Source organism: Micromonospora sp. WMMC273, from assembly GCF_027460285.1.
In the GTDB taxonomy this organism is placed as follows: Bacteria; Actinomycetota; Actinomycetes; order Mycobacteriales; family Micromonosporaceae; genus Micromonospora; species Micromonospora aurantiaca.
This window is the reverse complement of record NZ_JAPZBE010000001.1, coordinates 5,978,436-5,999,220: the sequence shown is the minus strand read 5'-3', so window position 1 is coordinate 5,999,220 and position 20,785 is coordinate 5,978,436. Positions and strand designations below refer to the sequence as shown.

The following is a 20,785-nucleotide window of genomic DNA, read 5'->3' as shown; positions in this document are numbered from 1 at the left end:
CTGGACCTGACCGTGGCCTTGAGTGTCCCCGATCCGAACGACGAGGGAAAGTCTGCTCACGTTCCGGTAAGCCTGCCCGGGTGTGGGCAGCCCGCGTAGAAATGGCCGATCGGCGCTGACCATTCGGCGGGTTTCCCGGTGTCGGGCCCGACCTGTCCCCGGATAAGCCGGCGTCGCCGACGGCTCTCGTGCGGAGCGGTGACGGAATCCTGACACATCTCACTTTCTTCCGGTGGCCCGCCCCGGCGGCGCGGGGCGAACCGGGCTGACCTGGACGGTGACCGGCGGGTGGGCATCCCAGCGACGGGAATCGAGAGGTGAGCCGACCGGCGCGCCAGGATCCGTCCAATGGCCCCTTCAGTTGCCCAGGGGCGCGCCAGTAGGTTGTCAGGACGCGTCCGAGGGGCTTTCACAAAATCCGGACGCGTCATCCGCGTACGGGAGGAACTCTGTGGTGAGCGGGTCAACCGAGGACTCGGGGCAGGTCCTGCTGGTGGGTTCCAGTGGCGGGCACCTGGCCCAGCTCCTGGCCCTGGAACCGTGGTACCGGGATCGGCGCCGCGCATGGGTAACGTTCGACACCCCCGACGCGCGCTCGCTGCTCGCCGGTGAGGACGTGGTCTGGGCGCACCACCCCACCACACGCAACGTCAAGAACCTGGTACGCAACGCGTTCCTCGCGCTTAAGGTGATCCGCCGGCGTCAGGTCGACGCGGTGGTCACCACCGGCGCCGGGGTCGCCCTGCCGTTCGTGGTGGCGGCCCGGATGCGCAAGATCCCGACGGTCTACATCGAGGTGTACGACCGGATCGACAGCGCGACGCTCACCGCCCGGCTCTGCCGTCCCTTCCTCTCCGCGATGCTCGTGCAGTGGGACGAGCAGCGCCGGATGTACCCGGAGGCGACCGTCGTGGGGAACCTCCTGTGATCCCCCGGCAGCGGGACCGGCGCTCCGCGGCGCCGTACGTGCTTGTCGTCGTCGGCACCGACGTGCACCGCTTCGACCGGCTGGTCGGCTGGCTGGAGCGCTGGCACGCGTCGCGGCCCGAGGTCCGGCTGGTCCTCCAGTACGGCCACAGCCGCACCCCGGCGTTGCCCGAGGCCACCCCGTTCCTCGGCCACGAGGAACTCCAGCGGGCGATGGCGGAGTCGACGCTCGTGGTCAGCCACGGCGGCCCGGCCACCATCACCGAGGCGCGGCGCAACGGCCACCTGCCGATCGTGGTGCCCCGCGACCCGTCGCACGACGAGCACGTCGACAACCACCAGCAGCTGTTCTCCCGCCGTCTCGGCGCGGCCGGCATGGTGCGGCTGTGCGAGTCCGAGGCCGAGTTGCTCGCCGCGCTGGACGAGGGCCTGGCCGACCCGAACCGGTTCGTGCTGGCCGCCGACCCGAACCGCCCGGACCCGCGCGCCGAGGCGGTCGCCCGGGTCGGCGCGGTGATCGACGAGCTGGTGGCCCGCCGGGTACGGCGACGAGCCGTCGGGCGTCGCGGATGAGCGCCCCGGATCCGGCGCCGCCGCGGGTCCTCTTCGTCGGCGGCCTCGGGCGCAGCGGCTCCACGTTGCTGGAGCTGCTGCTGGCGCAGAGCGCCGACGTGTGCGCCGTCGGCGAGGTGGTGCACCTGTGGGAGCGGGCACTCGGCGCCGACGAGCGGTGCGGCTGCGGCGAGCGGTTCACCGCCTGCCCGTTCTGGCGCCAGGTCGGCGACCAGGCGTTCGGCGGCTGGGCCGCTGTCGACCGGGACGACGTGCTGGCACTGAAGGACCGCGTCGACCGGACCCGGCACATCCCCCGGCTCGCGAAGGACGCGCTCCCGCCGGAGCAGCTGGCCGACGTGCGCCGCTACGCCGACCTGTACACCCGGATCTACCGGGCCGCGCTGTCGGCGACCGGCGCCCGGGTGGTGGTGGACTCCAGCAAGCACGCCTCGCTCGCCTTCGCGCTGCGCTGGGCCGAAGGGCTCGACCTGCGGGTGCTGCACCTGGTCCGGGACAGCCGGGCGGTGGCGTACTCGTGGGGCAAGCAGGTGCGCCGCCCCGAGGTGGTCGACGGTGAGGACTACATGCCGACCTTCTCGCCGTTCGAGGTGAGCAAACTGTGGACCGCGCAGAACGCCGCGTTCCACCTGCTCGCGTCCCGGGCGAAGGTGCTGCGGCTGCGCTACGAGGACTTCACCGCCGACCCGGCCGGCACCGTACGCCGGGTGCGGGACTTCGCCGGCCTGCCGGACGACCCGGCGGCGCTGCGCATCCTGGCCGGGGCCGACGACACCGGCGCGGCGCCCGAGCCGGCCGCGCCGTTCCGGGCGCACAGCGTCGCCGGCAACCCGCTGCGGTTCAGCGGCGGGCCGTTGACGGTGCGCCGGGACGAGGCGTGGCGGGACCGCCTGCCGCGCCGCAGCCGTGCCGTGGTCAGCCTGGCCACGCTTCCCCTGCGGGTCCGCTACGGCTATCTGGGCCAGCGGGGATCCGACGAGTCCGTGGAGAGAGCATGAGTGGGCCGAGCATCTCGGTCGTCGTACCGACGCGGGACCGTCCGGAGCTGCTGCGTGCGGCGCTCGACGCGATCCTCAGCCAGGCCCACCCGGGCCTGATCGAGGCGATCGTCGTCTACGACCAGTCCGAGCCGGACCGGTCGCTGGAGACCGACCGGGGTGACCGGCGGATCCGGGTGATCACGAATACTCGTACCGCAGGGCTGGCCGGCGCGCGCAACACCGGCATCGAGGCGGCCACCGGCGACTGGGTGGCGTTCTGCGACGACGACGACGAATGGCTGCCCGGCAAGCTGGCCGCCCAGTTCGGAGCGCTCGACGCGCACCCGGACGGCGCGCTGGTGAGCTGCGGCATCCGGGTCAGCTACGACGACCGTACGGTGGACCGTTCGCTGGACCGGGCCCGGATCTCGCTGGAGGCGCTGCTGCGCGACCGGCTCACCGAGCTGCACCCGTCCACGTTCCTGATCCGCCGCGCCGCGCTGCTCGACGCGATCGGCCTGGTGGACGAGCAGATCCCGGGCAGCTACGCGGAGGACTACGAGTTCCTGCTCCGCGCCGCCCGGTACGCCCCGCTGGTGAACGTGGAGAGCCCGTACGTGCTGGTCCGCTGGCACAAGCGGTCCTACTTCGCGCAGCGCTGGGAGACCATCTCGACCGCGTTGCAGTGGCTGCTGCGCCGCTACCCGGAGTTCGCCACCGTGCCGCACGGCGAGGCGCGGGTGGCCGGGCAGATCGCCTTCGCGCAGGCCGCGATGGGCAACCGGCGCGACGCGGTCCGCTGGGCCCGGCGCACGCTGGCCCGCAACCCGAAGGAGCCGCGCGCCTACCTGGCGCTGGCGGTGGCGAGCCGGGCCGTGCAGGCCGACCGGGTGCTGCGCACGCTGCACAAGCGCGGCCGGGGCATCTGAGCCGTACGCGAGACGGGCGGGCGACCTCGGTCGCCCGCCCGTTCTCGTTCCGCTGCGATCAGGCCGTGCAGAAGGACTTCCACGCCTGGATGCTCGGCTGGTCGAGCAGCCGGAAGTCGCCCTGGCTGACCGTCTGGTTGTAGTACGCCACGAACTCCGGCCGCTGGCCGTTGAGGAAGCCGGTCATCGACCGGATCCAGGCCGCCCGTCCGGTGCCCGCGTCACCGGGCACCAGGTCACTGCCGGTCTCGGCGACGCCCCACGGCTTACCGAGCGCCTTCGACTTGCTGATCATGGGGCCGTAGATCTCCTGCGGCGAGGCGTACCGCTTCCACTTCTTGCCCCAGTTGTAGCAGTCCCAGCCGAGCGCCTCGATCACGTCGCCGCCGGGGTAGAACGCGTCGAAGCTGCGGCCGGACTTCGGGTCGAGCGTCCAGCACATCAGGATCAGCGTGTTGATCAGCTTCGGGTTGCCGGTCCGGTCGGCCAGGCCGGCGATCCGCTTCCACGCCGTCCGGTACGCCGTCGTGCTGAACGCGCCGCGCTCGACGTCGTCCTCCGGCTCGTGGAAGTACGACCAGTAGACGTTGTGCTCGCGCGGGATCGAGGAGAACCAGGAGGTCAGGCGGGAGTCGAACTTGCCGGTGTTCACCTCCTGCGGCGACGCCTTGAACGACACCACGACGGTCCGGTCCACCACGTCGGCACGGCTGCCGGACCAGGCCGGCGGCAGGCCGGGGAAGAAGATCCGGGCCATCCGCAGCTTGCCGAAGGTCCGGTCGGACCGGGCCAGCGCCTGACCGAACGTCTCCCCGCTCTGCACACCGATCGAGGCGCCGGGCAGCGTCAGTCGCGTACCGCTGAAGGCCGGCCCGGCGGCGGCGGAGGGCGACGGGCGCGTCGAGGGCTTGCCCCCGAGACCCTGGTCGGCGGTCGGGGACGCGCCCGGGGTGGCGGGCGCGCCCGGGCCCATCGAGGTGGCCGGCCCGACCGAGCCGGGCGTCCCGCCGGCCTGCCGTTCCGCAGCGTCGGGTCGCAGCGTGGCCACCGCGACCCCGCTGCCGGCCACGGCCAGGACCAGTGCCGCCGCGAGGGCGACCCGCCAGCGACGACGGGAGCCGCCGGACGACGGCACGGGGGCCGGGGCGAGCGGCGGCGCGGGCGGGTCGCCCGGACCGCCGGTGGCCGGTCCGTGCGGAGCGTCCACCGGGGGCGGTCCGGTCAGCGTGGCGGTCGCCGTGGTGCTCGCCCCCCAGCCCGCCTCACCCGCCGGACCGGCCTGAGTGGCCCAGGCGTCGTCGTGCGGCTCACCCGGGGGCCAGGCGTCACCGCCGTGGCCCGCCGGCCCGTGCTGCGGCGCCCAGCCGTTCGTCGTGCCGGCAGCGGCGTCCCAGCCGGCCGGGTCGTGCCCGGGCCCGTCGTGGTGACCGGCGTCGGGCCGGTCGCGCTCGGGCCAGGGCAGGTCACCGCCCAGCCGGGCCGGTGGTGGCGGTGGCGCGCTCTCGGCCTCCGGCCAGGGCAGCGACGGGCCGCCCACCTGGCGTGGAATGTCCTGACCCGGCCACAGGCCGGTCGGCTGCCCGAAGGCATTGTGCGGCTCTCGGTCGGCCGGCATGACCCTCCCTGGCTGTCGGCGGCCCGTGGTCGGGGCTCAGATCGCCACGCATACCTGCCCGACGATAACCCTCATCCACCTGGCCGTACGTACCGTGACACTCAGCCGAACGCCTCACCCTGGTCACCGGTGACGGTCGAAGCGGGCATCTCGACCCCGGTCCGGGCGATCGCGTCGAGCAACTGGTCGGCCAGTTCGGGCCGGCAGACCAGCAGATCGGGCAGCCGCGGGTCGGCCCGGTTGTAGCGCAGCGGCGAACCGTCGATCCGGGACGCGTGCATGCCCGCGCCCAGCGCCACGGCGACCGGTGCGGCACTGTCCCACTCGTACTGACCGCCCGCGTGGACGTACGCGTCGACCTCGCCGGTCACCACCGCGCAGACCTTCACACCGGCCGAGCCCATCGGCACGGCGGTGGCGCCGAGCATCTCGACCAGCTCGCCCACGAACGCCGGCGGGCGGCTGCGGCTCACCGCGATCCGGATCGGCCCGTCGGACGCCTTCGGCTGCGGGCAGGTGGTGCCGAGCACGAGCGGCGCACCGTCCACCGTGGTCCGGGCCGGCATGCCGACCGCGCCGGCGACCAGGGCGCCGTCCGGGGCGGCGGAGCGCTGCCAGAGCGCCACGTGCACCGCCCAGTCGTCGCGTCCCTCCTCGGAGAACTCGCGCGTGCCGTCCAGCGGGTCGATGATCCAGACCCGGTCCGCCTCGTGCCGGGGCGCGCACTCGCCGTCCGCCCACGCGCGGCGCGAGTCGGCCTCCTCCTCGGAGAGCACCGCGTCGGCCGGCCGCAGCCGGGCCAGCGCCGCCGTCATCAGCTCGTGCGACGCGCGGTCGCCGGCGTCCTTGAGCGCCTTCGGGTCGGCGAAGCCCTGCCGGTCCCGCAGCGCGGTGAGCGCCTTGCCGGCCTCGGTCGCCAGCCACTGCGCGAACCGCTGGTCGTCGAGCCGTCCCGCCTCGTCCTCGGTCACGAGCCTCATCCCTTGTTCTCCCGGGTCTGCCGCGACCCGTCATCCTTCGGCGTCCGGTCGGACCGGCGCCAGCGTCCGTCGGATCGTAGACAGTCGCGAGGCGGTCTCGGATCCCCCGGACGCACCGGTGACCTGGCCGGCCGCCCGCATGTTGAACTTCGCGTGTATCGCGGTCGGACCCGCCGGGCCAGGCCCTAGGCTCTGCGCATGACCGCCGAGCAGCTGATCTCGTTCGCCCGTGGCGCGCCTTCGCTGGACATCGTCGATGTCGAAGGGCTCAAGGCCGCCGCCGTCCGCGCCTTCGACGCCGACCCCGCCGGGGTCACCGCGTACGGCACCTCCGTCGGCTACCCGCCCCTGCGGAAGTGGATCGCCGAGAAGCACGGTGTCGAGGCCGACCAGGTGCTGATCACCAACGGTTCGTTGCAGGCCGACGCGTTCCTCTTCGACCACCTGGTCCGCCGTGGCGACGCGGTGGTGGTCGAGCGCCCGACGTACGACCGCACGCTGCTCAACCTCAAGCAGATGGGCGGCGAGGTGCACGGCGTGACGATCCAGCCGGACGGTCTGGACACCGCCGAGCTGCGCAAGCTGCTGGAGTCCGGGGTACGGCCGCGGCTGGCCCACGTGATCCCCAACTACCAGAACCCGGCCGGCGTGACGCTCTCCCTGGAGAAGCGCCGTGAGCTGCTGGACCTGGCCGCCGAGTACGAGTTCACGATCTTCGAGGACGACCCGTACGCGGACATCCGGTTCCGGGGCGAGCCGCTGCCCTCGATGCTGTCGATGGACACCCGGGGCGTGGTGGTGCACGCCTCCAGCTTCACCAAGACGGTCTGCCCGGGCGTCCGGGTCGGCTACCTGGTCGGCCCGGCCGAGCTGATCGCGGCGATCGCCAAGCGGGCCACAAACCTCTACATCTCGCCCGGCATGGTGGCGCAGGCGATCGTGCACCAGTTCTGCGTCTCGGGCGCGATCGACGAGTCGATCCGGACGGTCCGTTCGGCGCTCGGCGAGCGGTCGGCGGTGCTGGCCGAGTCGTTGCGCCGGCACATCCCGGAGGCCCGGTTCGTGGAGCCGGACGGCGGCTACTTCCTCTGGGTGGAACTGCCCGAGGACGTCGACGTCGACCGGCTCGCCCCGGCGGCCGCCGAACGCGGCGTGGCGGTGGTGAAGGGCAGCGACTTCATGGTCGACGGCGGCCGGCACGCGCTGCGCCTGGCGTACTCGGCGGTGACGGCGGACCGGATCGACGAGGGTGTGCGGCGTCTCGCCGAGGCGATGGCCGCCGTTCGCGGCTGATTTTCTGTCGGGTTTCTGACAAAAAGGCCCCGCTGGCCGGTTCGGCACTCCCGCCGGACCGGCCGGCACCCCCACAATGCTGCGAGTGCCGCTCACCTTCTGCCGGTGACCAGCCCGCACGCCGGACGACCGGCCGGGCCGGCGGCACGCCCAGCATCACTCCCGCCCCCAAGGGGTGCCGGGTGGGCCGTGTCGCCCCTCACCCCCCTGACGCGGCCCGGCCCGCCCGGCGCCGCCGCGTGACGCCCGTCGCAACCACCAGTCCCCCGCACCCACGGCCGCGCTGCGCTTCCCGCCGGTCGGCGTAACCTGCAAGCCGCAGCTTCAGGGGAAGGGGGCGAGAGATGACGGACCGGGTGGCACGCGACCGAACCGCCGGCACCGACGGCAGCCGGGCCCTGCGCCCCCGCGCCTGGTCGGCCCCGGTACGCGCGATGTCCCGCATCCTCAACGCGGACGGCTCCCCGCGTACGCCCCGGCCGGCCGGCCCGGAACGCAGCGGCATCGTCGACTGCGGGCTGTACGTCGACGGCGAGCGCCGCCCCGGCCGCCCCGGGTACGCCGAGGCCCTGGCCGCCGCCCGGCAGGAACGCGACGGCTTCGTCTGGCTCGGCCTGCACGAGCCGGACCTGACCGAGATGACCGAGATCGCCGCCACCTTCGGCCTGCACGAGCTGGCGGTGGAGGACGCGGTCAAGGCCCAGCAGCGCCCGAAGCTGGAACACTTCGGCGAGATCGTCTTCCTGGTGCTGCGTACCGCCCGCTACTGCGAGCACGCCGAGCTGACCGAGAACTCCGAGGTGGTGGAGACCGGCCAGGTGATGCTCTTCATCGGGCCGCACTTCGTGATCAGCGTGCGGCACGGCGACGCCTGCCGGCTGGCGCCGGTTCGCGCCGACCTGGAGGCGAAGCGGGACCTGCTGCGGCACGGCCCGTGGGCGGTCGCGTACGCGATCACCGACCGCGTGGTGGACCTCTACCTGGAGGTGGCCGACCGGCTGGAGGACGACCTCGACGTGCTGGAGGCGGACGTCTTCGACAGGCAGAGCAGCGGCCGGATCCAGCGGATCTACCAGATGAAGCGGGAGCTGGTCGAGTTCAAGCGGGCGGTGGTGCCGTTGCAGCGCCCGCTGATCACGCTCACCTCGCAGGTCAACCGTGCGGTGCCGCAGGAGGTACGGCGTTACTTCCGCGACGTGCAGGACCACCTCAGCCGCACCGTCGAGCAGGTGAACTCCTACGACGACCTGCTCAACTCGATCCTCCAGGCCCGGCTGGCCCAGGTCACCGTCGACCAGAACAACGACATGCGCAAGATCGCCGCGTGGGCCGCGATCGGTGCGGTGTGGACGGCGATCGCCGGCATCTACGGCATGAACTTCGACAACATGCCCGAGCTGAAATGGACGTACGGCTATCCGGGCGTCTGGGCGCTGATGCTCGTGGCGTCCTTCACGCTCTACCGTCTGTTCCGCCGCAACGGCTGGCTGTAACCGCAGCGTCACGGCGGGCCGCCGCGCCGCCCGTACACGCGGAAGCGCCGGCCACGCGGGTCGCCCCGCGTGCCGGCGCTGATCCGACGGTACGAGGTCAGCGGCGGCCGCCGGCCTTCGCGGCGTTCTTGCCGGCCTGGACGGCCTTGGTGATGTCGTCGGCCGGGCGGCCGGAGACGTCCCGGGCGCCCTCGGCGACGGAGGGGACCTGGTCGGTCGGGTGGATCACCGGCTGGCTGCCGGAGGTGGCGGTCGACGCGCTGCTGCCCTTGGCCACCGCCGAGGAGCCGGCGCCGGTCGGGCCGGCCTGCGTCACCTTCGCGCTCGCGTCCGGGGTCTCCACCACGATCGTGTCCACGTCCTCCCGCATCGGCTCCAGCTTGTCCCGACCGCTCGCGCCGAGCGTGCCGGTCGGGTCGTACTCGGCCCACTCCTGCTGCTCGCGGCGGCGGCGCATGGCCATCGCACCGGCCAGGCCGGCGACGGTGCCGGCCACCATCAGGCCCGCGGTCATGCCCCGCGACCTGCGCTGCTTCTTCTTTCCGGCCTTCATGTTCTTCGCCTTCTTGGTCATCGCGGCCTGCTTCTTGGCCATCACCTTGCGGCCGTCCGACGCCTTGCCGGCGGCCTCGACCCGGGCGTTGCGCACGGCCAGCAGAACCGGCGCGAGCGCCGCGGCGGTCGACGCGAACCCGCTGGACGCGCGGTCCCGGACCAGGACCGCGGTCGGCGCGACGGCGACCCGGGCTGCCTGGACCCGCGGGCCGACAGTGGCGCCGGCACCCTTCGCCGCGTGCGTGGCGGCCTGCCTCAGGTGACCGATGCCCTGGTTCAACTCGACCTTCGCGAGCTGGCCCTGGGTCTTTCGCCGCCCGATTCCAAACACGGTCCCACCTCCTGGGAGTTGTTCCTTCGTCATCCTCCACCTTCGAATGCCTCCGCATGGCCAGATCGGGCACATGGGAGGATCCGCAAGGAACTGAACTACGAGTGAGGAGTACCCGTGGCCGAGGCTGTCTACGCCACCTTGCACACCAACGCCGGCCCGATCCGGCTGGAGCTCTTCCCGAACCACGCGCCGAAGACCGTCCGCAACTTCGTGGAGCTGGCCGAGGGCACCCGGGAGTACATCGACCCGCGTACCGGTCAGCCGGGCAGCGGGCCGTACTACGACGGCACCGTCTCGCACCGCGTGATCAGCGGTTTCATGATTCAGATGGGCGACCCGACCGGCACCGGCCGCGGTGGTCCGGGCTACAAGTTCGCCGACGAGTTCCACCCCGAGCTGCGCTTCGACCGGCCGTACCTGCTGGCGATGGCGAACGCCGGGCCGGGCACCAACGGCTCGCAGTTCTTCATCACGGTGTCGCCCACGCCACACCTGAACAACCGGCACACCATCTTCGGCCAGGTGGCCGACGAGCAGTCCGCGAAGGTGGTCGACTCGATCGCCAACACCCCGACCGGCCCGAGCGACCGGCCGCTGCAGGACGTGGTGATCGAGCGGGTCGAGATCGAGCACAAGCAGTCCTGAGCGGCACGCGGGTACCTTTGCTCGCATGACTGAGCGCTCCGGCCAGCCAGGCGACGCCACCGGGGGTCCGGTGCCGACCACTCCGGTCTGCTACCGGCACCCCGGCCGGGAGACGTACATCCGGTGCACCCGGTGCGACCGGCCGATCTGCACCGAGTGCATGCGCGACGCGTCCGTCGGCCACCAGTGCCCGGAGTGCGTCGCCGAGGGCCGCCGCAGCGTGCGGCCGGCGCGTACCGCCTTCGGTGGCGGTGCCGCCGGCCGCCAGGGCAACGTCACGAAGGCGCTGATCGCGCTGAACGTGGTGATGATGCTGCTGTCCATCCTCTCGGCCCGCAGCGGGACCGCGGTGGCCGGCGGTGGCCTGGGCGGCCTGATGGGCAACGGGACGCCGCTCACCGAGTGGGGTGCGGTGCTCGGCCTGGCGCGCTTCCCTGACGGGCACGTCGGCGGGGTGGCCGACGGCGAGTGGTACCGGCTGGTCACCGCCATGTTCCTGCACTACGGCGTGCTGCACCTGCTGCTGAACATGTGGGCGCTCTGGGTGCTCGGCCGGACGCTGGAGGCGGTGCTCGGGCCGCTGCGTTTCCTGGCGCTCTACCTGCTCGCCGGGCTCGGCGGCAACGTCGCCGCGTACGTCTTCACCGAGCCGAACCGGTTCACGGCCGGCGCCTCGACCGCCGTGTTCGGCCTGTTCGCCGCCGTCTTCGTGATCATGCGGCGGCTCGGCCGGGACACCTCGGCGATCGTGCCGATCCTGGTGATCAACCTGATCTTCACGTTCACCGTGCCGAGCATCTCGGTGGCCGGGCACCTCGGCGGTCTGGTGGCCGGCGCGCTGGTGGCGCTGGTCCTGGCGTACGCGCCACGGTCACGGCGCACCGTGTTCCAGGTGGCGGGCTGCGCGATCGTGCTGGTCGCACTGATCGGCCTGACGCTCGTCCGCACCGCCGCCCTGCTCGGCTGAGCCTCAGCGCGCGGGGCGGGCCTCGTCCAGCGCCGCGGCCACCTCGTCCAGCGGGGCGTCCAGGTCGCGGCGGCCGAACAGGTGCAGCGACTCTCCGGCGTCGATCTCCAGCGTCTCGGCGGTGATCCCGCGCCGGCTGCGCCGGTCCAGACGGATCGCCTCCACGGCGTCCCACGGCAGCCGGCGCCGCCCGGCGAACCCCCGCAGCACGGTGAGCCCGTCCCTGTCGACGGCGAGGCGGACCGGGGCGACCACGTCGCGCAGCGCCCAGGCGAGCAGACCGGCGGCGGCCAGGCCGGCGAGCGCCGGCCGGACGGGGTCACCGCCGGCGAAGACCAGCCCCAGGGCCACGAGCGCGAGCGCGCCCACCGCCTTGAGCACCGGCACCTCGCGCGGTACCCGCCACTGCCTGATCGGCGGCGACTGTGGATCCATCCGCTCAGCATGCCAGCCGCACCTGCCGCACACCGGGGGAGGACGACCGGTCGGATCAGCACGTAGGATCGGGGCAAGCGAGGTTACCGGGGAGTAGACATGAGTGACGCGGTCATCGTCGGCGCGGTACGGACCCCGGTCGGGCGGCGCAAGGGCAGCCTCGCCGGAGTGCACCCGGTCGACCTCTCGGCGCACGTGCTGCGCGCGCTCGCCGAGCGCACCGGCATCGACCCGGGCCAGGTCGACGACGTCGTGTGGGGCTGCGTGTCGCAGGTCGGCGAGCAGTCCTGGAACGTGGCCCGCAACGCGGTGCTCGCGGCCGGCTGGCCGGAGTCGGTCCCCGGCACCACGCTCGACCGCCAGTGCGGGTCCAGCCAGCAGGCGCTGCACTTCGCCGCCGCGACGGTCCTCTCCGGCCAGGCCGACCTGGTCGTCGCCGGTGGCGTCGAGTCGATGACCCGGGTGCCGATGGGTTCCAGCGTCGCCGGTGGCATGCCGTTCAGCGCGGCGATCCTGGAGCGCTACCGCGGCGTCGAGGGCGTCGCGGAGGATTCGCCACTGCCGTTCAACCAGGGCGTCGGGGCCGAGCTGATCGCGCAGCGGTGGCGCTTCTCGCGTACCCAGCTCGACGAGTTCGCGCTGGCCAGCCACGAGAAGGCGGCCGCCGCGCAGGACGCGGGCGCGTTCGAGGCCGAACTCGCCCCGGTGGCGCTCGCCGACGGCGGCAAGTTCTCCGCCGACGAGGGCATCCGCCGCGACACCTCGCTGGCCAAGCTGGGCGAGCTGGCCACCCCGTTCCGCGCCGACGGCGTGGTCACCGCCGGGTCCGCGTCGCAGATCTCCGACGGCGCCGCCGCGCTCGCGGTCACCACCGCCGAGTGGGCCAGCCGGCACGGCCTGCGCCCGCTGGCCCGGGTGCACACCGCCGTGGTCGCCGCCGACGACCCGGTCACCATGCTCACCGCGCCGATCCCGGCCACCGCGAAGGCGCTGCGCCGCGCGGGGCTGGGCATCGAGGAGATCGGGGTGTACGAGGTGAACGAGGCGTTCGCCCCGGTGCCGCTGGCGTGGCTGGCCGAGACCGAGGCGGACCCGGAGCGGCTCAACCCCCGGGGCGGGGCGATCGCGCTCGGTCACCCGCTCGGCGGGTCCGGCGCGCGGATCATGACCACGATGCTCCAGCACATGCGGGACAACGGCATCCGCTACGGCCTGCAGACCATGTGCGAGGGCGGCGGCATGGCCAACGCCACGATCGTCGAGCTGCTCTGATCCGACGGGCCGCCGGTGTCGCACCGCGGGTGCGACTTGCACGTGTGGAAGTTCCAGAAATCGGGCGTGACCCATATCACCCCTGGTCATCGGCTCGTTGGACCGGGCATGGACGTGTTCTCGCGAACGTTCCTCCCGGCCGCCGCCGAGACCGGCCTGGCGACCCAGACCGTCACCCGGCACATGCCGGTGTTCCGCCGGTGCGTCGGCTCCGGCGACGCGACCATCCTGGTCACCCGGTGCAGCCGCCCGGACGACCCGGTGGGCGGCGACTACCTGATGCTCCTCACCCACCGGCGGCTGGTGGTCACCCGGCAGACCCGGGTGCTGCACCGGCTGCGCCTGCACCTCAACACCGAACTGCGCGAGCTGAGCAACGTGACGTGGAGCCCCGACGCCCGCGCGCACAGCGTGGAGCTGGCGGCCACCGCGATCGACGGGGTGCGCGAGCGCTTCGTCCTGCGTACCCACCACCCGAAGCAGGTGTGGCAGCTCGACGCGCTGCTCAACCACGCCTTCCGCACCCGCCTGCGTACGCCGGCCGAGCGGGTGGTGGCGACCATCGGTGAGCCGGCGGCGGGCGCCCGCCCGACGGTGCTGCGGCCCGCCCCGGCCCGCTGACCTTCTCCTTACCTGATCCGAACATTTCCTGACCGGCCCGCCGGTCGCCGGTCGGTCATCATGAGCCGGTGACCACCGCCGCCCCGCCCGGGCTCGTCCTCGTGGTGGAGGACGAGCCGGCCATCGCCGACCTGGTCCGGCTCTACCTGACCCGGGACGGGTTCGGCGTACACCTGGAACGTGACGGCGAGGCCGGGCTGGCCGCCGCGCGGCGCCTGCGCCCGGTGGCCTGCGTGCTCGACATCGCGTTGCCCGGCCTGGCCGGCACCGAGATCTGCCGCCGGCTGCGCGCGGCCGGCGACTGGACGCCGGTCATCTTCCTCACCGCCCGCGACGACGAGGTGGACCGTGTCGTCGGGCTGGAACTGGGCGCCGACGACTACGTCACCAAGCCGTTCAGCCCGCGCGAACTGCTCGCCCGGCTGCGGGCGGTGCTGCGCCGCACCGCGGGCGTGCCCGCCGAGCAGCCCCGCACGCTCGGCGCCGTCACGCTCGACCCGGCCCGCCGCACGGTGACCGCCGCCGGTACGCCGGTGCAGCTCACCTCCACCGAGTTCGACCTGCTGGCCCACCTGATGGCGCGGCCCGGCCGGGTGTTCACCAGGGAGGAGCTGCTGGCGGGCGTGTGGGGGTACGCGGCGCACGCCGGCACCCGGACCGTCGACGTGCACGTGGCGCAGGTGCGGGCCAAGCTCGGCCCGGACAGCGTGATCCGCACCCACCGGGGCGTCGGGTACGCCGCCGATGCCTGACCAGCCGACCCGACCGATGCCGCGCCGACCCGGGCGGACGCTCACCGCCCGCGCCGTGCTCGCCACCTGCGCGGTGGCGCTGGTGTCGGTGCTCGTCACCGCGCTCGTCGCGGTGCCCCTCGCGGTACGCGGCGCGGAACGCCGGGACCAGGAGGCGCTCGCCGCCCAGGCCCGGCTCGCCGCCGACGTGCTCCGGGTACGGCCGGCACGCCAGCGCGACGGCGCCGGGGACCGGCTCATCCGGCAACTACGCCAGCAGCAGATCGAGGTGTACGTGATCCGGGACGGCCGGGCCGACCGGCCGGGCCTGCCCCGACCGCTCGTGACGCGGGTCGCCGGCGGCGAGAACGTCTCCGGCCGGCGGCTCGTCGACGGGGAACGCCGGCTGGTCGAGGCGCGGGCGCTGCCCGGCGGGGACGGTGTGGTGCTGACCCGGGCCCGCAGCGCCGCGCCCTGGCGGCAGGTGCTGCGGGGACTCTGGTTGCCGCTGCTCGCCGGGCTCGCCGCCGGGGCCGCCGCCGGACTGCTGCTCGCCCGCCGGCTGGCCCGGCCGATCCGTACCGCGGCCACCGCCGCCGCGCGGCTGCGTGCCGGGGACCGGGCGGTCCGCGTACCGGTCGAGCCGCCCGACGAGGTGGCCGACCTGGCGTACGCGCTGAACGGCCTCGCCGCCGCGCTCGCCACGAGCGAGGGGCGGCAGCGCGAGTTCCTGCTCTCCGTCTCGCACGAGTTGCGGACCCCGCTCACCGCCATCCGCGGCTACGCCGAGGCGCTGGCCGACGGCGTGATCGAGGCCGACGCGGTGCCGGCGACCGGCCGGACCGTGCTCGCCGAGGCCGAACACCTGGACCGGCTGGTCCGCGACCTGCTGGCGCTGGCCCGGCTGGAGGCGGTCGACTTCCCCCTGGAACCGGTGCCGGTCGACCTGGCCGGGCTCGCCGCCGACGCGGAGCGCGCCTGGTCCGGCCGGTACGCGGCGCTCGGGGTGCCGTTCCGGCTGGAGACGCCGGGTGTGCCGGTGCCGGCGTACACCGATCCGGGCCGGATCCGGCAGGTGGTGGACGGGCTGCTGGAGAACGCGCTGCGGGTCGTACCGCCGGGGGCGCCGGTGGTGCTCGCGGTCCGCGCCGACGGCCCGGCGGGCGGCGGGGTGCTGGAGGTCCGGGACGGCGGGCCCGGCTTCACCGACGACGACCTGCGGGTGGCGTTCGAGCGCGGTGCGCTGCACGAGCGGTACCGGGGCGTGCGCAAGGTGGGCAGCGGACTCGGCCTGGCGCTCGCCGCCGGGCTGGTCCGCCGGCTCGGCGGGGACATCGCCGCCGGGCACGCCCCGGAGGGCGGGGCCGCGTTCACCGTCCGGGTGCCGCCGGATCCTTACGCGGCTCGAACATCGGCTTGACCGTCTCCTCGCATCGGTGCGGAACGCTCGGGTCGTCACCGCGAGAGAGGACCACTGATGGCACGTCAGCGAATCGTCACCGGCGCCACCGCACTGCTCGCCGCGGCCGCGCTCGGGCTCGCCGGGTGCGGCGCGGCCCGGCCCGGCGCGGCACCGGACGACGCGGTCGAGGTGAGCGCGGCCCTGGGTACGGAGGGTCAGGCGCTCGCCGCGCTCGGCGTCGACGCCGGAGAACTGGACGTGGATCCGCTGGCCGCGCCGGCGCCCTCCGGCAGCCCGAAGGCCGGGCCGGGCGGCGAGGGCGAGCGGGCGAAGCAGGGACACCAGCGGCACCGGGCGCGGGTGCTGCTGCGGCGCAACACGCTGCACGGCGAGGCGGTGGTGCGGACCAGGGACGGCGGCACGAAGACCGTCACGGTCCAGCGCGGCGAGGTGACGGCGATCGACGACAGGTCGATGACCGTCAAGTCCACCGACGGCTTCACAGTGACGTGGACGTTCGGCGAGAAGCTGCGGGTGGTCGAGCGCCGGACCACGATCCGATCGAGCGACATCAAGATCGGTACGACGGTCGGGGTAGCCGGCGCCAAGGAGGGCGACCGGAGCGTGGCCCGGCTCGTGGTCGTACCACTTCGCCAGGAATAGGGTGCCCGGGCTGTCGTGACCTGAGCAATGTGCCAGGCTACGCTATGCCCCGACCTGCCATCGCCTCCGTGGAGATTCCGTGAAGCTCTCGATCCTCATGCCGGTCTACAACGAGGAAGAACGTATCGCGGATGCCCTCAAGCAGGCATTGGCGGTGGACTACCCCTGCGAGATCGAGCTCGTCGTCGTGGACGACGGCAGCCGGGACGGCACCGGCGAGGTTCTCGGCCGCGTGGACGACGCCCGCCTGCGGGTGATCACCCATCAGCGCAACGCCGGCAAGGGCGCGGCCATCAAGACCGCCGTCGACAGCGCCGAGGGTGAGTACATGGTCATCCTCGACGCCGACCTGGAGTACGACCCGCAGGACATCCCGCGCCTGCTGGAGCCGGTGCTCGACGGCCGGGCGACCGTCGTCTACGGCAATCGGACCTTCGGCAGCCACAGCTCGTACAGCTTCTGGTACGTGATGGGCAACAAGGGCGTCACGCTCGCCGCGAACGTGCTCTACAACTCCTACATCGGCGACCTGGAGACCTGCTTCAAGCTGATGCCGCTGGAGCTGTACCGCTCGCTGCAGGTCCGCTCCCGCGGCTTCGGCATGGAGGCGGAGGTCACCGGCAAGCTGCTGCGCCGCCGCATCCGCCCGTACGAGGTGCCGATCAGCTACCGCGCCCGGGGCCGCGAGGAGGGCAAGAAGATCACCTGGAAGGACGGCGTCGAGGCGATCTGGATCCTGGCCCGCGAGCGCGCCCGCCGCCGCCCGGCCGGTCCCGCCGCCGCGCACTGAGCCGTCGACGGAACTCCGCGAGCCCGGCACGAGCCGAGGTCGCGGGGTTCCGTCGTGTCCGGGCCGCTCAGGTGAGGAACGCGTCGACCGAGCGGCGCAGCCCGGCGGCGTCCAGGCCGTGCCAGCGTTCGTGGTCCTCGGCGCTGCCGTAGCGGCGCAGGTCCTTACGGCCCACGCCGAGCGCCAGCAGCCGGTGCGGCCGGTCGGCGAGCGCCTCCGACACCACCCGCGTCGAGGTGCCCGCCAGGTACGGCTCGACCACTATCACCTCGGTCGCGGCGAGCGCCCGCAGCCCGGCGGTGTCGAACGGCCGGGGCCGGTGGGTGTACGCCACGGTGACCGGGCGGTCGGCCGTCGCAGCCACCGCCGCGTCGAGCACCGGACCGACGGCCACCAGCAGCGGCGCGCCCGGCCCGGCGTCGCGCACCACATGCAGGTCACCCGCCTGCGGGTACGCCTGCGCGTTGGCCTGGATGGACAGCCGCAGGTACGCCGAGTCCTGCCCGCACACGACGTCGCGCAGCAGTGGCCGGACCTCGTCCGGGTGCCCCGGCACGTGCACCGTCCAGCCGTCGAGCGTGTCCAGCAACGCCACGTCCGCCGGCCCGAGGTGGGTGCGTCCCGCCGCCGCGCGATCGTACGAGCCGCCGATGCCGACGAGCACCGCGCCGACGTCCTGGTGGTCGAGGTCCAGCTTGATCTGCTCGTACGCCCGCTCGACCAGGAACGGGGCGTAGCTGTGCACGATCGGCCGCTGGCCGGTCAGCGCCAGCCCACCCGCGACCCCGATCATCAGCTGCTCGCGGATGCCCACGTTGACGACCCGGTCCGGGTAGCGGGCGGCGGCCGGCTCGAACGCGGCGGCGGAGATGTCGGCGAGCACTACTGTCGTCCGCGGATCGGCGAGCACCTCCTCGGTGCTGGTGACGAACGCGTCCCGCATGGTGCTGCTCATTCTCACTCCCCGTCCGTGACGACCGCGACGACGACGTGCGGCCGGTGACCGTCGTGCCCGGTGAGGGCGGCGTGCAGGGCGTCGTGGTCGCGCCCGTCGACTGTTGCGGCGCTCCACCCGTTCACCGTGAACCGGCTCGCCGCGCCGCCCGGCCAGCCGTACGTGGCCGAGCGGTTGTCCACCACGATCGCGGTGAGGTTGTCCAGCCCGGTCGCGCCCGCGTACGCGATCGCCTCGTGGTTGGAGCCCTCGTCCAGTTCGGCGTCGCCGAGCAGTACGTACACCCGGGGTCCGGTGCGGCCCCGGGCCCGGAGCCCGAGCGCGGTGCCCACGCCCAGCCCGAGCCCGTGGCCCAGCGAACCGGAACCGATCTCCACACCCGGCACGAGTGTGCGGTCCGGGTGGTCGCCGAGCCGGCTCGCCGGGCCGCCCTGGTCGTCGAGCCACTCGGCCGGCAGGAAGCCGCGGGCGGCGAGCAGCGCGTAGTACCCGGCGACCGCGTGGCCCTTGGAGAGCAGGAAGCGGTCCCGGTCCGGGTCGTCCAGGGTGGCCGGGGTGATCCGGAGCACCCGGTCGTAGAGCACCTGGAGCACGTCGAGCGTCGAGTACACGTTGGCGCCGAACTCGCGGCCGGCGCGCACCCGATCCAGGAACGCGCCCAGGTCGGTGGCGGTGGTCGTCGTCATACCGATAGCCTCGGACTTGAAGCGAACTTCAACTCAAGGCCGTGTGATGCACGAAGCAACACTGACCATCGGACAGCTCGCCGACCGCAGCGGCGTCGCCGCCTCGGCGCTGCGCTACTACGAGCGGCTCGGCCTGATCCACGCCGCCCGCACCGGCGGGAACCAGCGCCGCTACGCCCGCACCGAGCTGCGCCGGGTCGCGTTCATCCGGATCTCCCAGCAGGTCGGCGTCTCGCTGGAGGAGATCCGGGCGGCGCTCGACTCGCTGCCGGCGGGGCGTACCCCCACCCCCGACGACTGGGCCGCGCTGTCCCGCGCCTGGCGGGACCGGCTCGACGAGCGGATCCGGCTGCTCGGCAAGCTCCGCGACGACCTGGACGGCTGTATCGGCTGCGGCTGCCTGTCGTTGCAGCGCTGCACGCTCTACAACCCCGGTGACTCACTCGCCGCCGAGGGCCCCGGCCCGCGCCTCATGCTCCCGCGCCCCGGCCAGGGCTGACCTCACCGGACCAGCAGCACCTTGCCCAGGTGGTCGTTCGTCTCCACCAGGCGGTGCGCGGCGGCGGCGTCGGCCATGTCCACCCGGGCGTGCACCACCGGCCGGATCCGGCCCGCCTCCACCAGGGGCCACACCTGCTCCCGTACGCCCCGGGCAATAGCCGCCTTCTGCTCGACCGGGCGGGACCGCAGCGCGGTCGCGTGCACCGCTGCGCGCTTCGCCAGCAGCATCCCCAGGTCGAGTTCGCCCTTGCGGCCGCCCTGCATGCCGATCACCACGAGCCGCCCGCCGGTCGCCAGCGCGGCCACGTTCCGGGGCAGGTAGGAGGCGCCCATGATGTCCAGGATCACGTCCGCGCCCCGGCCGTCGGTGATCCGGCGTACCTCGTCGACGAAGTCCTGCTCGCGGTAGTCGATCGTGTGCGCGGCGCCCAGCTCCCGCAGCCGGTCGTGCTTCGCCGAGCGGGCGGTCACCACCACCGTCGCGCCGAGCGCCACGCCGAGCTGGATCGCGAACGTGCCGATCCCGCTGCCGCCGCCGTGCACCAGCAGCGTGTCGCCCTCGGCCAGCCGGGCCAGGTCCACCACGTTCGACCAGACCGTGCAGGCCACCTCCGGCAGCGCCGCCGCGTCGACCAGATCCACCCCGGCCGGCACCGGCAGCAACTGCCCGGCCGGCACCGCGACCTGCTCGGCGTAGCCGCCGCCGGCGAGCAGCGCGCACACCTCCTGGCCCACCGACCAGCCGGTCACGCCGGGACCGAGGGCACGCACCGTCCCCGAGCACTCCAGACCGGGGTACGCGGACGCGCCCGGCGGCGGCGGGTAGTGCCCCTGCCGCTGCAACAGGTCGGCCCGGTTAACCGCGCTCGCCCGCACCTCCACGATCACCTCGCCGGGACCGGGCTCCGGGTCCGGCACGTGGGTCCAGACGAGCGCCTCGGGTCCGCCGGGTTCCGTGATCGTGATCGCGCGCATGACTCAGTCTTACCCGATCCGCCCGTCGCCGCGCAGGTGCACCGCCCGGGGCAGCCGCCTCGCCGGCCCTTCGGCCACTGTGGACCTGCCGGCGGCCATGATTCGGAGGTGGGACGGCGGCTTGCCCGGTACGGCGTTCGTGGCAGACTGGTCCCCGGTCGCGCACCCCTCGGGGGCGTGCCGGGAGGGTTCGCCTAGTGGCCGATGGCGCTGGTCTTGAAAACCGGTAAGGCAGCGATGTCTTCGTGGGTTCGAATCCCACACCCTCCGCCAGTAGTTGATCGCCTTTCACACAGCTCAGCCCATGCTCCAGGGGCGGAAGTAGTCGGCTGGTGGGCGGCCCCGCCGGGCGTGTCGGCTGGAGAGAAGTCATGACCTCTACGGCTTATGCCTCTCAGGCATAAATATGACCGAGAGGCATAAGCCTTAACGAGAGATGTTCTTTCTCCCGGGGCGCCGAGCA

The 20,785-nt window shown here is 73.5% G+C and carries 22 protein-coding genes and 1 tRNA gene; 16 read left to right on the top strand and 7 right to left on the bottom strand.

Annotated elements, in window-relative coordinates:
* Positions 1-451 precede the first annotated feature (451 nt).
* Genes O7611_RS27875 through O7611_RS27860 form a run of 4 tightly spaced genes read left to right on the top strand, consistent with a single transcriptional unit; the run spans position 452 to position 3,409 of the window.
* Positions 452-928, top strand: a complete 477-nt coding sequence (locus tag O7611_RS27875) for a polysaccharide biosynthesis protein (RefSeq protein WP_013289269.1) — start codon at positions 452-454, stop codon at positions 926-928.
* Entirely contained in the window at positions 925-1,500 is a 576-nt protein-coding gene (locus tag O7611_RS27870) for a glycosyltransferase (RefSeq protein WP_194800372.1), read from the top strand. Before O7611_RS27875 ends, O7611_RS27870 begins: the two co-directional genes overlap by 4 nt.
* The gene (locus O7611_RS27865; RefSeq protein WP_194800373.1) at positions 1,497-2,498 is read left to right on the top strand and encodes a sulfotransferase family protein; all 1,002 of its coding nucleotides are present in this window, start codon (positions 1,497-1,499) and stop codon (positions 2,496-2,498) included. Before O7611_RS27870 ends, O7611_RS27865 begins: the two co-directional genes overlap by 4 nt.
* Entirely contained in the window at positions 2,495-3,409 is a 915-nt protein-coding gene (locus O7611_RS27860) for a glycosyltransferase family 2 protein (RefSeq protein ID WP_013289266.1), read from the top strand. The genes O7611_RS27865 and O7611_RS27860 overlap by 4 nt, the downstream gene beginning before the upstream one ends.
* Positions 3,410-3,467: 58 nt before the next feature.
* Here O7611_RS27860 and O7611_RS27855 read toward each other — a convergent pair whose 3' ends face one another.
* Positions 3,468-5,024: a hypothetical protein gene (locus O7611_RS27855; RefSeq protein ID WP_194800374.1), complete on the bottom strand. Its 1,557-nt coding sequence runs from the start codon at positions 5,022-5,024 to the stop codon at positions 3,468-3,470.
* A gap of 101 nt (positions 5,025-5,125) precedes the next feature.
* Positions 5,126-6,004: a 3'(2'),5'-bisphosphate nucleotidase CysQ gene (locus tag O7611_RS27850; RefSeq protein WP_194800375.1), complete on the bottom strand. Its 879-nt coding sequence runs from the start codon at positions 6,002-6,004 to the stop codon at positions 5,126-5,128.
* Between the two features lie 198 nt (positions 6,005-6,202).
* Here O7611_RS27850 and O7611_RS27845 point away from each other — a divergent pair, with 198 nt between their 5' ends.
* Together O7611_RS27845 and corA are read left to right on the top strand one after the other, a co-directional pair.
* The gene (locus O7611_RS27845) at positions 6,203-7,297 is read left to right on the top strand and encodes an aminotransferase-like domain-containing protein (RefSeq protein WP_194800376.1); all 1,095 of its coding nucleotides are present in this window, start codon (positions 6,203-6,205) and stop codon (positions 7,295-7,297) included.
* Between the two features lie 344 nt (positions 7,298-7,641).
* Complete coding sequence (corA, locus tag O7611_RS27840; protein ID WP_194800377.1) at positions 7,642-8,790, top strand: magnesium/cobalt transporter CorA; 1,149 nt, start codon at positions 7,642-7,644, stop codon at positions 8,788-8,790.
* A gap of 97 nt (positions 8,791-8,887) precedes the next feature.
* Here the strand turns inward: corA and O7611_RS27835 are convergent, their stop codons facing one another.
* Positions 8,888-9,709 carry a hypothetical protein gene (locus O7611_RS27835; protein WP_269697832.1) on the bottom strand — a complete coding sequence of 274 codons (822 nt, stop codon included), beginning with the start codon at positions 9,707-9,709 and terminating at the stop codon, positions 8,888-8,890.
* Positions 9,710-9,793: 84 nt separating this feature from the next.
* On the opposite strand from O7611_RS27835, the gene O7611_RS27830 reads away from it, so the two are divergent.
* Positions 9,794-10,324, top strand: a complete 531-nt coding sequence (locus tag O7611_RS27830; protein ID WP_194800379.1) for a peptidylprolyl isomerase — start codon at positions 9,794-9,796, stop codon at positions 10,322-10,324.
* 25 nt (positions 10,325-10,349) lie between these two features.
* Positions 10,350-11,291 (top strand): rhomboid family intramembrane serine protease, encoded by a 942-nt coding sequence (locus O7611_RS27825; RefSeq protein ID WP_181726503.1) that lies wholly within the window; start codon positions 10,350-10,352, stop codon positions 11,289-11,291.
* Between the two features lie 3 nt (positions 11,292-11,294).
* Here O7611_RS27825 and O7611_RS27820 read toward each other — a convergent pair whose 3' ends face one another.
* Positions 11,295-11,726, bottom strand: coding sequence for a PH domain-containing protein (locus O7611_RS27820; RefSeq protein WP_194800380.1), 432 nt, complete (start codon positions 11,724-11,726; stop codon positions 11,295-11,297).
* Between the two features lie 99 nt (positions 11,727-11,825).
* On the opposite strand from O7611_RS27820, the gene O7611_RS27815 reads away from it, so the two are divergent.
* The 6 genes from O7611_RS27815 to O7611_RS27790 all read left to right on the top strand — a co-directional run bounded on the left by O7611_RS27815 (position 11,826) and on the right by O7611_RS27790 (position 17,205).
* Positions 11,826-12,998, top strand: a complete 1,173-nt coding sequence (locus tag O7611_RS27815; protein WP_013289257.1) for a thiolase family protein — start codon at positions 11,826-11,828, stop codon at positions 12,996-12,998.
* 108 nt (positions 12,999-13,106) lie between these two features.
* Entirely contained in the window at positions 13,107-13,619 is a 513-nt protein-coding gene (locus O7611_RS27810) for a hypothetical protein (protein WP_194800382.1), read from the top strand.
* Positions 13,620-13,687: 68 nt separating this feature from the next.
* A complete protein-coding gene (locus O7611_RS27805) occupies positions 13,688-14,371 on the top strand; it encodes a response regulator transcription factor (RefSeq protein ID WP_194800383.1) in 684 nt (227 codons plus the stop codon).
* The gene (locus tag O7611_RS27800; RefSeq protein WP_194800384.1) at positions 14,364-15,770 is read left to right on the top strand and encodes a sensor histidine kinase; all 1,407 of its coding nucleotides are present in this window, start codon (positions 14,364-14,366) and stop codon (positions 15,768-15,770) included. Before O7611_RS27805 ends, O7611_RS27800 begins: the two co-directional genes overlap by 8 nt.
* A 57-nt stretch (positions 15,771-15,827) precedes the next feature.
* Positions 15,828-16,415 (top strand): hypothetical protein, encoded by a 588-nt coding sequence (locus O7611_RS27795; RefSeq protein ID WP_269697831.1) that lies wholly within the window; start codon positions 15,828-15,830, stop codon positions 16,413-16,415.
* Positions 16,416-16,494: 79 nt separating this feature from the next.
* The gene (locus O7611_RS27790) at positions 16,495-17,205 is read left to right on the top strand and encodes a glycosyltransferase family 2 protein (RefSeq protein ID WP_135242490.1); all 711 of its coding nucleotides are present in this window, start codon (positions 16,495-16,497) and stop codon (positions 17,203-17,205) included.
* A 67-nt stretch (positions 17,206-17,272) separates the two neighbouring features.
* On the opposite strand, the gene O7611_RS27785 is transcribed toward O7611_RS27790, so the two are convergent.
* Positions 17,273-18,148, bottom strand: a complete 876-nt coding sequence (locus O7611_RS27785) for a transketolase family protein (RefSeq protein WP_269698175.1) — start codon at positions 18,146-18,148, stop codon at positions 17,273-17,275.
* A 14-nt stretch (positions 18,149-18,162) separates the two neighbouring features.
* Positions 18,163-18,846 carry a transketolase gene (locus O7611_RS27780; RefSeq protein ID WP_194800386.1) on the bottom strand — a complete coding sequence of 228 codons (684 nt, stop codon included), beginning with the start codon at positions 18,844-18,846 and terminating at the stop codon, positions 18,163-18,165.
* 46 nt (positions 18,847-18,892) lie between these two features.
* On the opposite strand from O7611_RS27780, the gene soxR reads away from it, so the two are divergent.
* Entirely contained in the window at positions 18,893-19,345 is a 453-nt protein-coding gene (gene soxR, locus O7611_RS27775) for a redox-sensitive transcriptional activator SoxR (protein WP_194800387.1), read from the top strand.
* A gap of 2 nt (positions 19,346-19,347) precedes the next feature.
* Here the strand turns inward: soxR and O7611_RS27770 are convergent, their stop codons facing one another.
* Positions 19,348-20,322, bottom strand: a complete 975-nt coding sequence (locus tag O7611_RS27770) for an NAD(P)H-quinone oxidoreductase (protein ID WP_194800388.1) — start codon at positions 20,320-20,322, stop codon at positions 19,348-19,350.
* A gap of 183 nt (positions 20,323-20,505) precedes the next feature.
* Between O7611_RS27770 and O7611_RS27765 the strand changes: the two genes are divergently transcribed.
* Positions 20,506-20,595 (top strand) — tRNA-Ser (locus O7611_RS27765).
* Positions 20,596-20,785: the final 190 nt, after the last annotated feature.

What these genes read in the sequence shown, in the direction of transcription:
- O7611_RS27865 (WP_194800373.1), top strand. Translation starts at nt 1,497, where the DNA reads ATGAGCGCCCCGGATCCGGCGCCGCCGCGGGTCCTCTTCGTCGGCGGC.
- O7611_RS27860 (WP_013289266.1), top strand. Translation starts at nt 2,495, where the DNA reads ATGAGTGGGCCGAGCATCTCGGTCGTCGTACCGACGCGGGACCGTCCG.
- O7611_RS27855 (WP_194800374.1), bottom strand. Translation starts at nt 5,024, where the DNA reads ATGCCGGCCGACCGAGAGCCGCACAATGCCTTCGGGCAGCCGACCGGC.
- O7611_RS27850 (WP_194800375.1), bottom strand. Translation starts at nt 6,004, where the DNA reads ATGAGGCTCGTGACCGAGGACGAGGCGGGACGGCTCGACGACCAGCGG.
- O7611_RS27845 (WP_194800376.1), top strand. Translation starts at nt 6,203, where the DNA reads ATGACCGCCGAGCAGCTGATCTCGTTCGCCCGTGGCGCGCCTTCGCTG.
- corA (WP_194800377.1), top strand. Translation starts at nt 7,642, where the DNA reads ATGACGGACCGGGTGGCACGCGACCGAACCGCCGGCACCGACGGCAGC.
- O7611_RS27835 (WP_269697832.1), bottom strand. Translation starts at nt 9,709, where the DNA reads ATGACGAAGGAACAACTCCCAGGAGGTGGGACCGTGTTTGGAATCGGG.
- O7611_RS27825 (WP_181726503.1), top strand. Translation starts at nt 10,350, where the DNA reads ATGACTGAGCGCTCCGGCCAGCCAGGCGACGCCACCGGGGGTCCGGTG.
- O7611_RS27820 (WP_194800380.1), bottom strand. Translation starts at nt 11,726, where the DNA reads ATGGATCCACAGTCGCCGCCGATCAGGCAGTGGCGGGTACCGCGCGAG.
- O7611_RS27815 (WP_013289257.1), top strand. Translation starts at nt 11,826, where the DNA reads ATGAGTGACGCGGTCATCGTCGGCGCGGTACGGACCCCGGTCGGGCGG.
- O7611_RS27810 (WP_194800382.1), top strand. Translation starts at nt 13,107, where the DNA reads ATGGACGTGTTCTCGCGAACGTTCCTCCCGGCCGCCGCCGAGACCGGC.
- O7611_RS27800 (WP_194800384.1), top strand. Translation starts at nt 14,364, where the DNA reads ATGCCTGACCAGCCGACCCGACCGATGCCGCGCCGACCCGGGCGGACG.
- O7611_RS27795 (WP_269697831.1), top strand. Translation starts at nt 15,828, where the DNA reads ATGGCACGTCAGCGAATCGTCACCGGCGCCACCGCACTGCTCGCCGCG.
- O7611_RS27785 (WP_269698175.1), bottom strand. Translation starts at nt 18,148, where the DNA reads ATGCGGGACGCGTTCGTCACCAGCACCGAGGAGGTGCTCGCCGATCCG.
- O7611_RS27780 (WP_194800386.1), bottom strand. Translation starts at nt 18,846, where the DNA reads ATGACGACGACCACCGCCACCGACCTGGGCGCGTTCCTGGATCGGGTG.
- soxR (WP_194800387.1), top strand. Translation starts at nt 18,893, where the DNA reads ATGCACGAAGCAACACTGACCATCGGACAGCTCGCCGACCGCAGCGGC.
- O7611_RS27770 (WP_194800388.1), bottom strand. Translation starts at nt 20,322, where the DNA reads ATGCGCGCGATCACGATCACGGAACCCGGCGGACCCGAGGCGCTCGTC.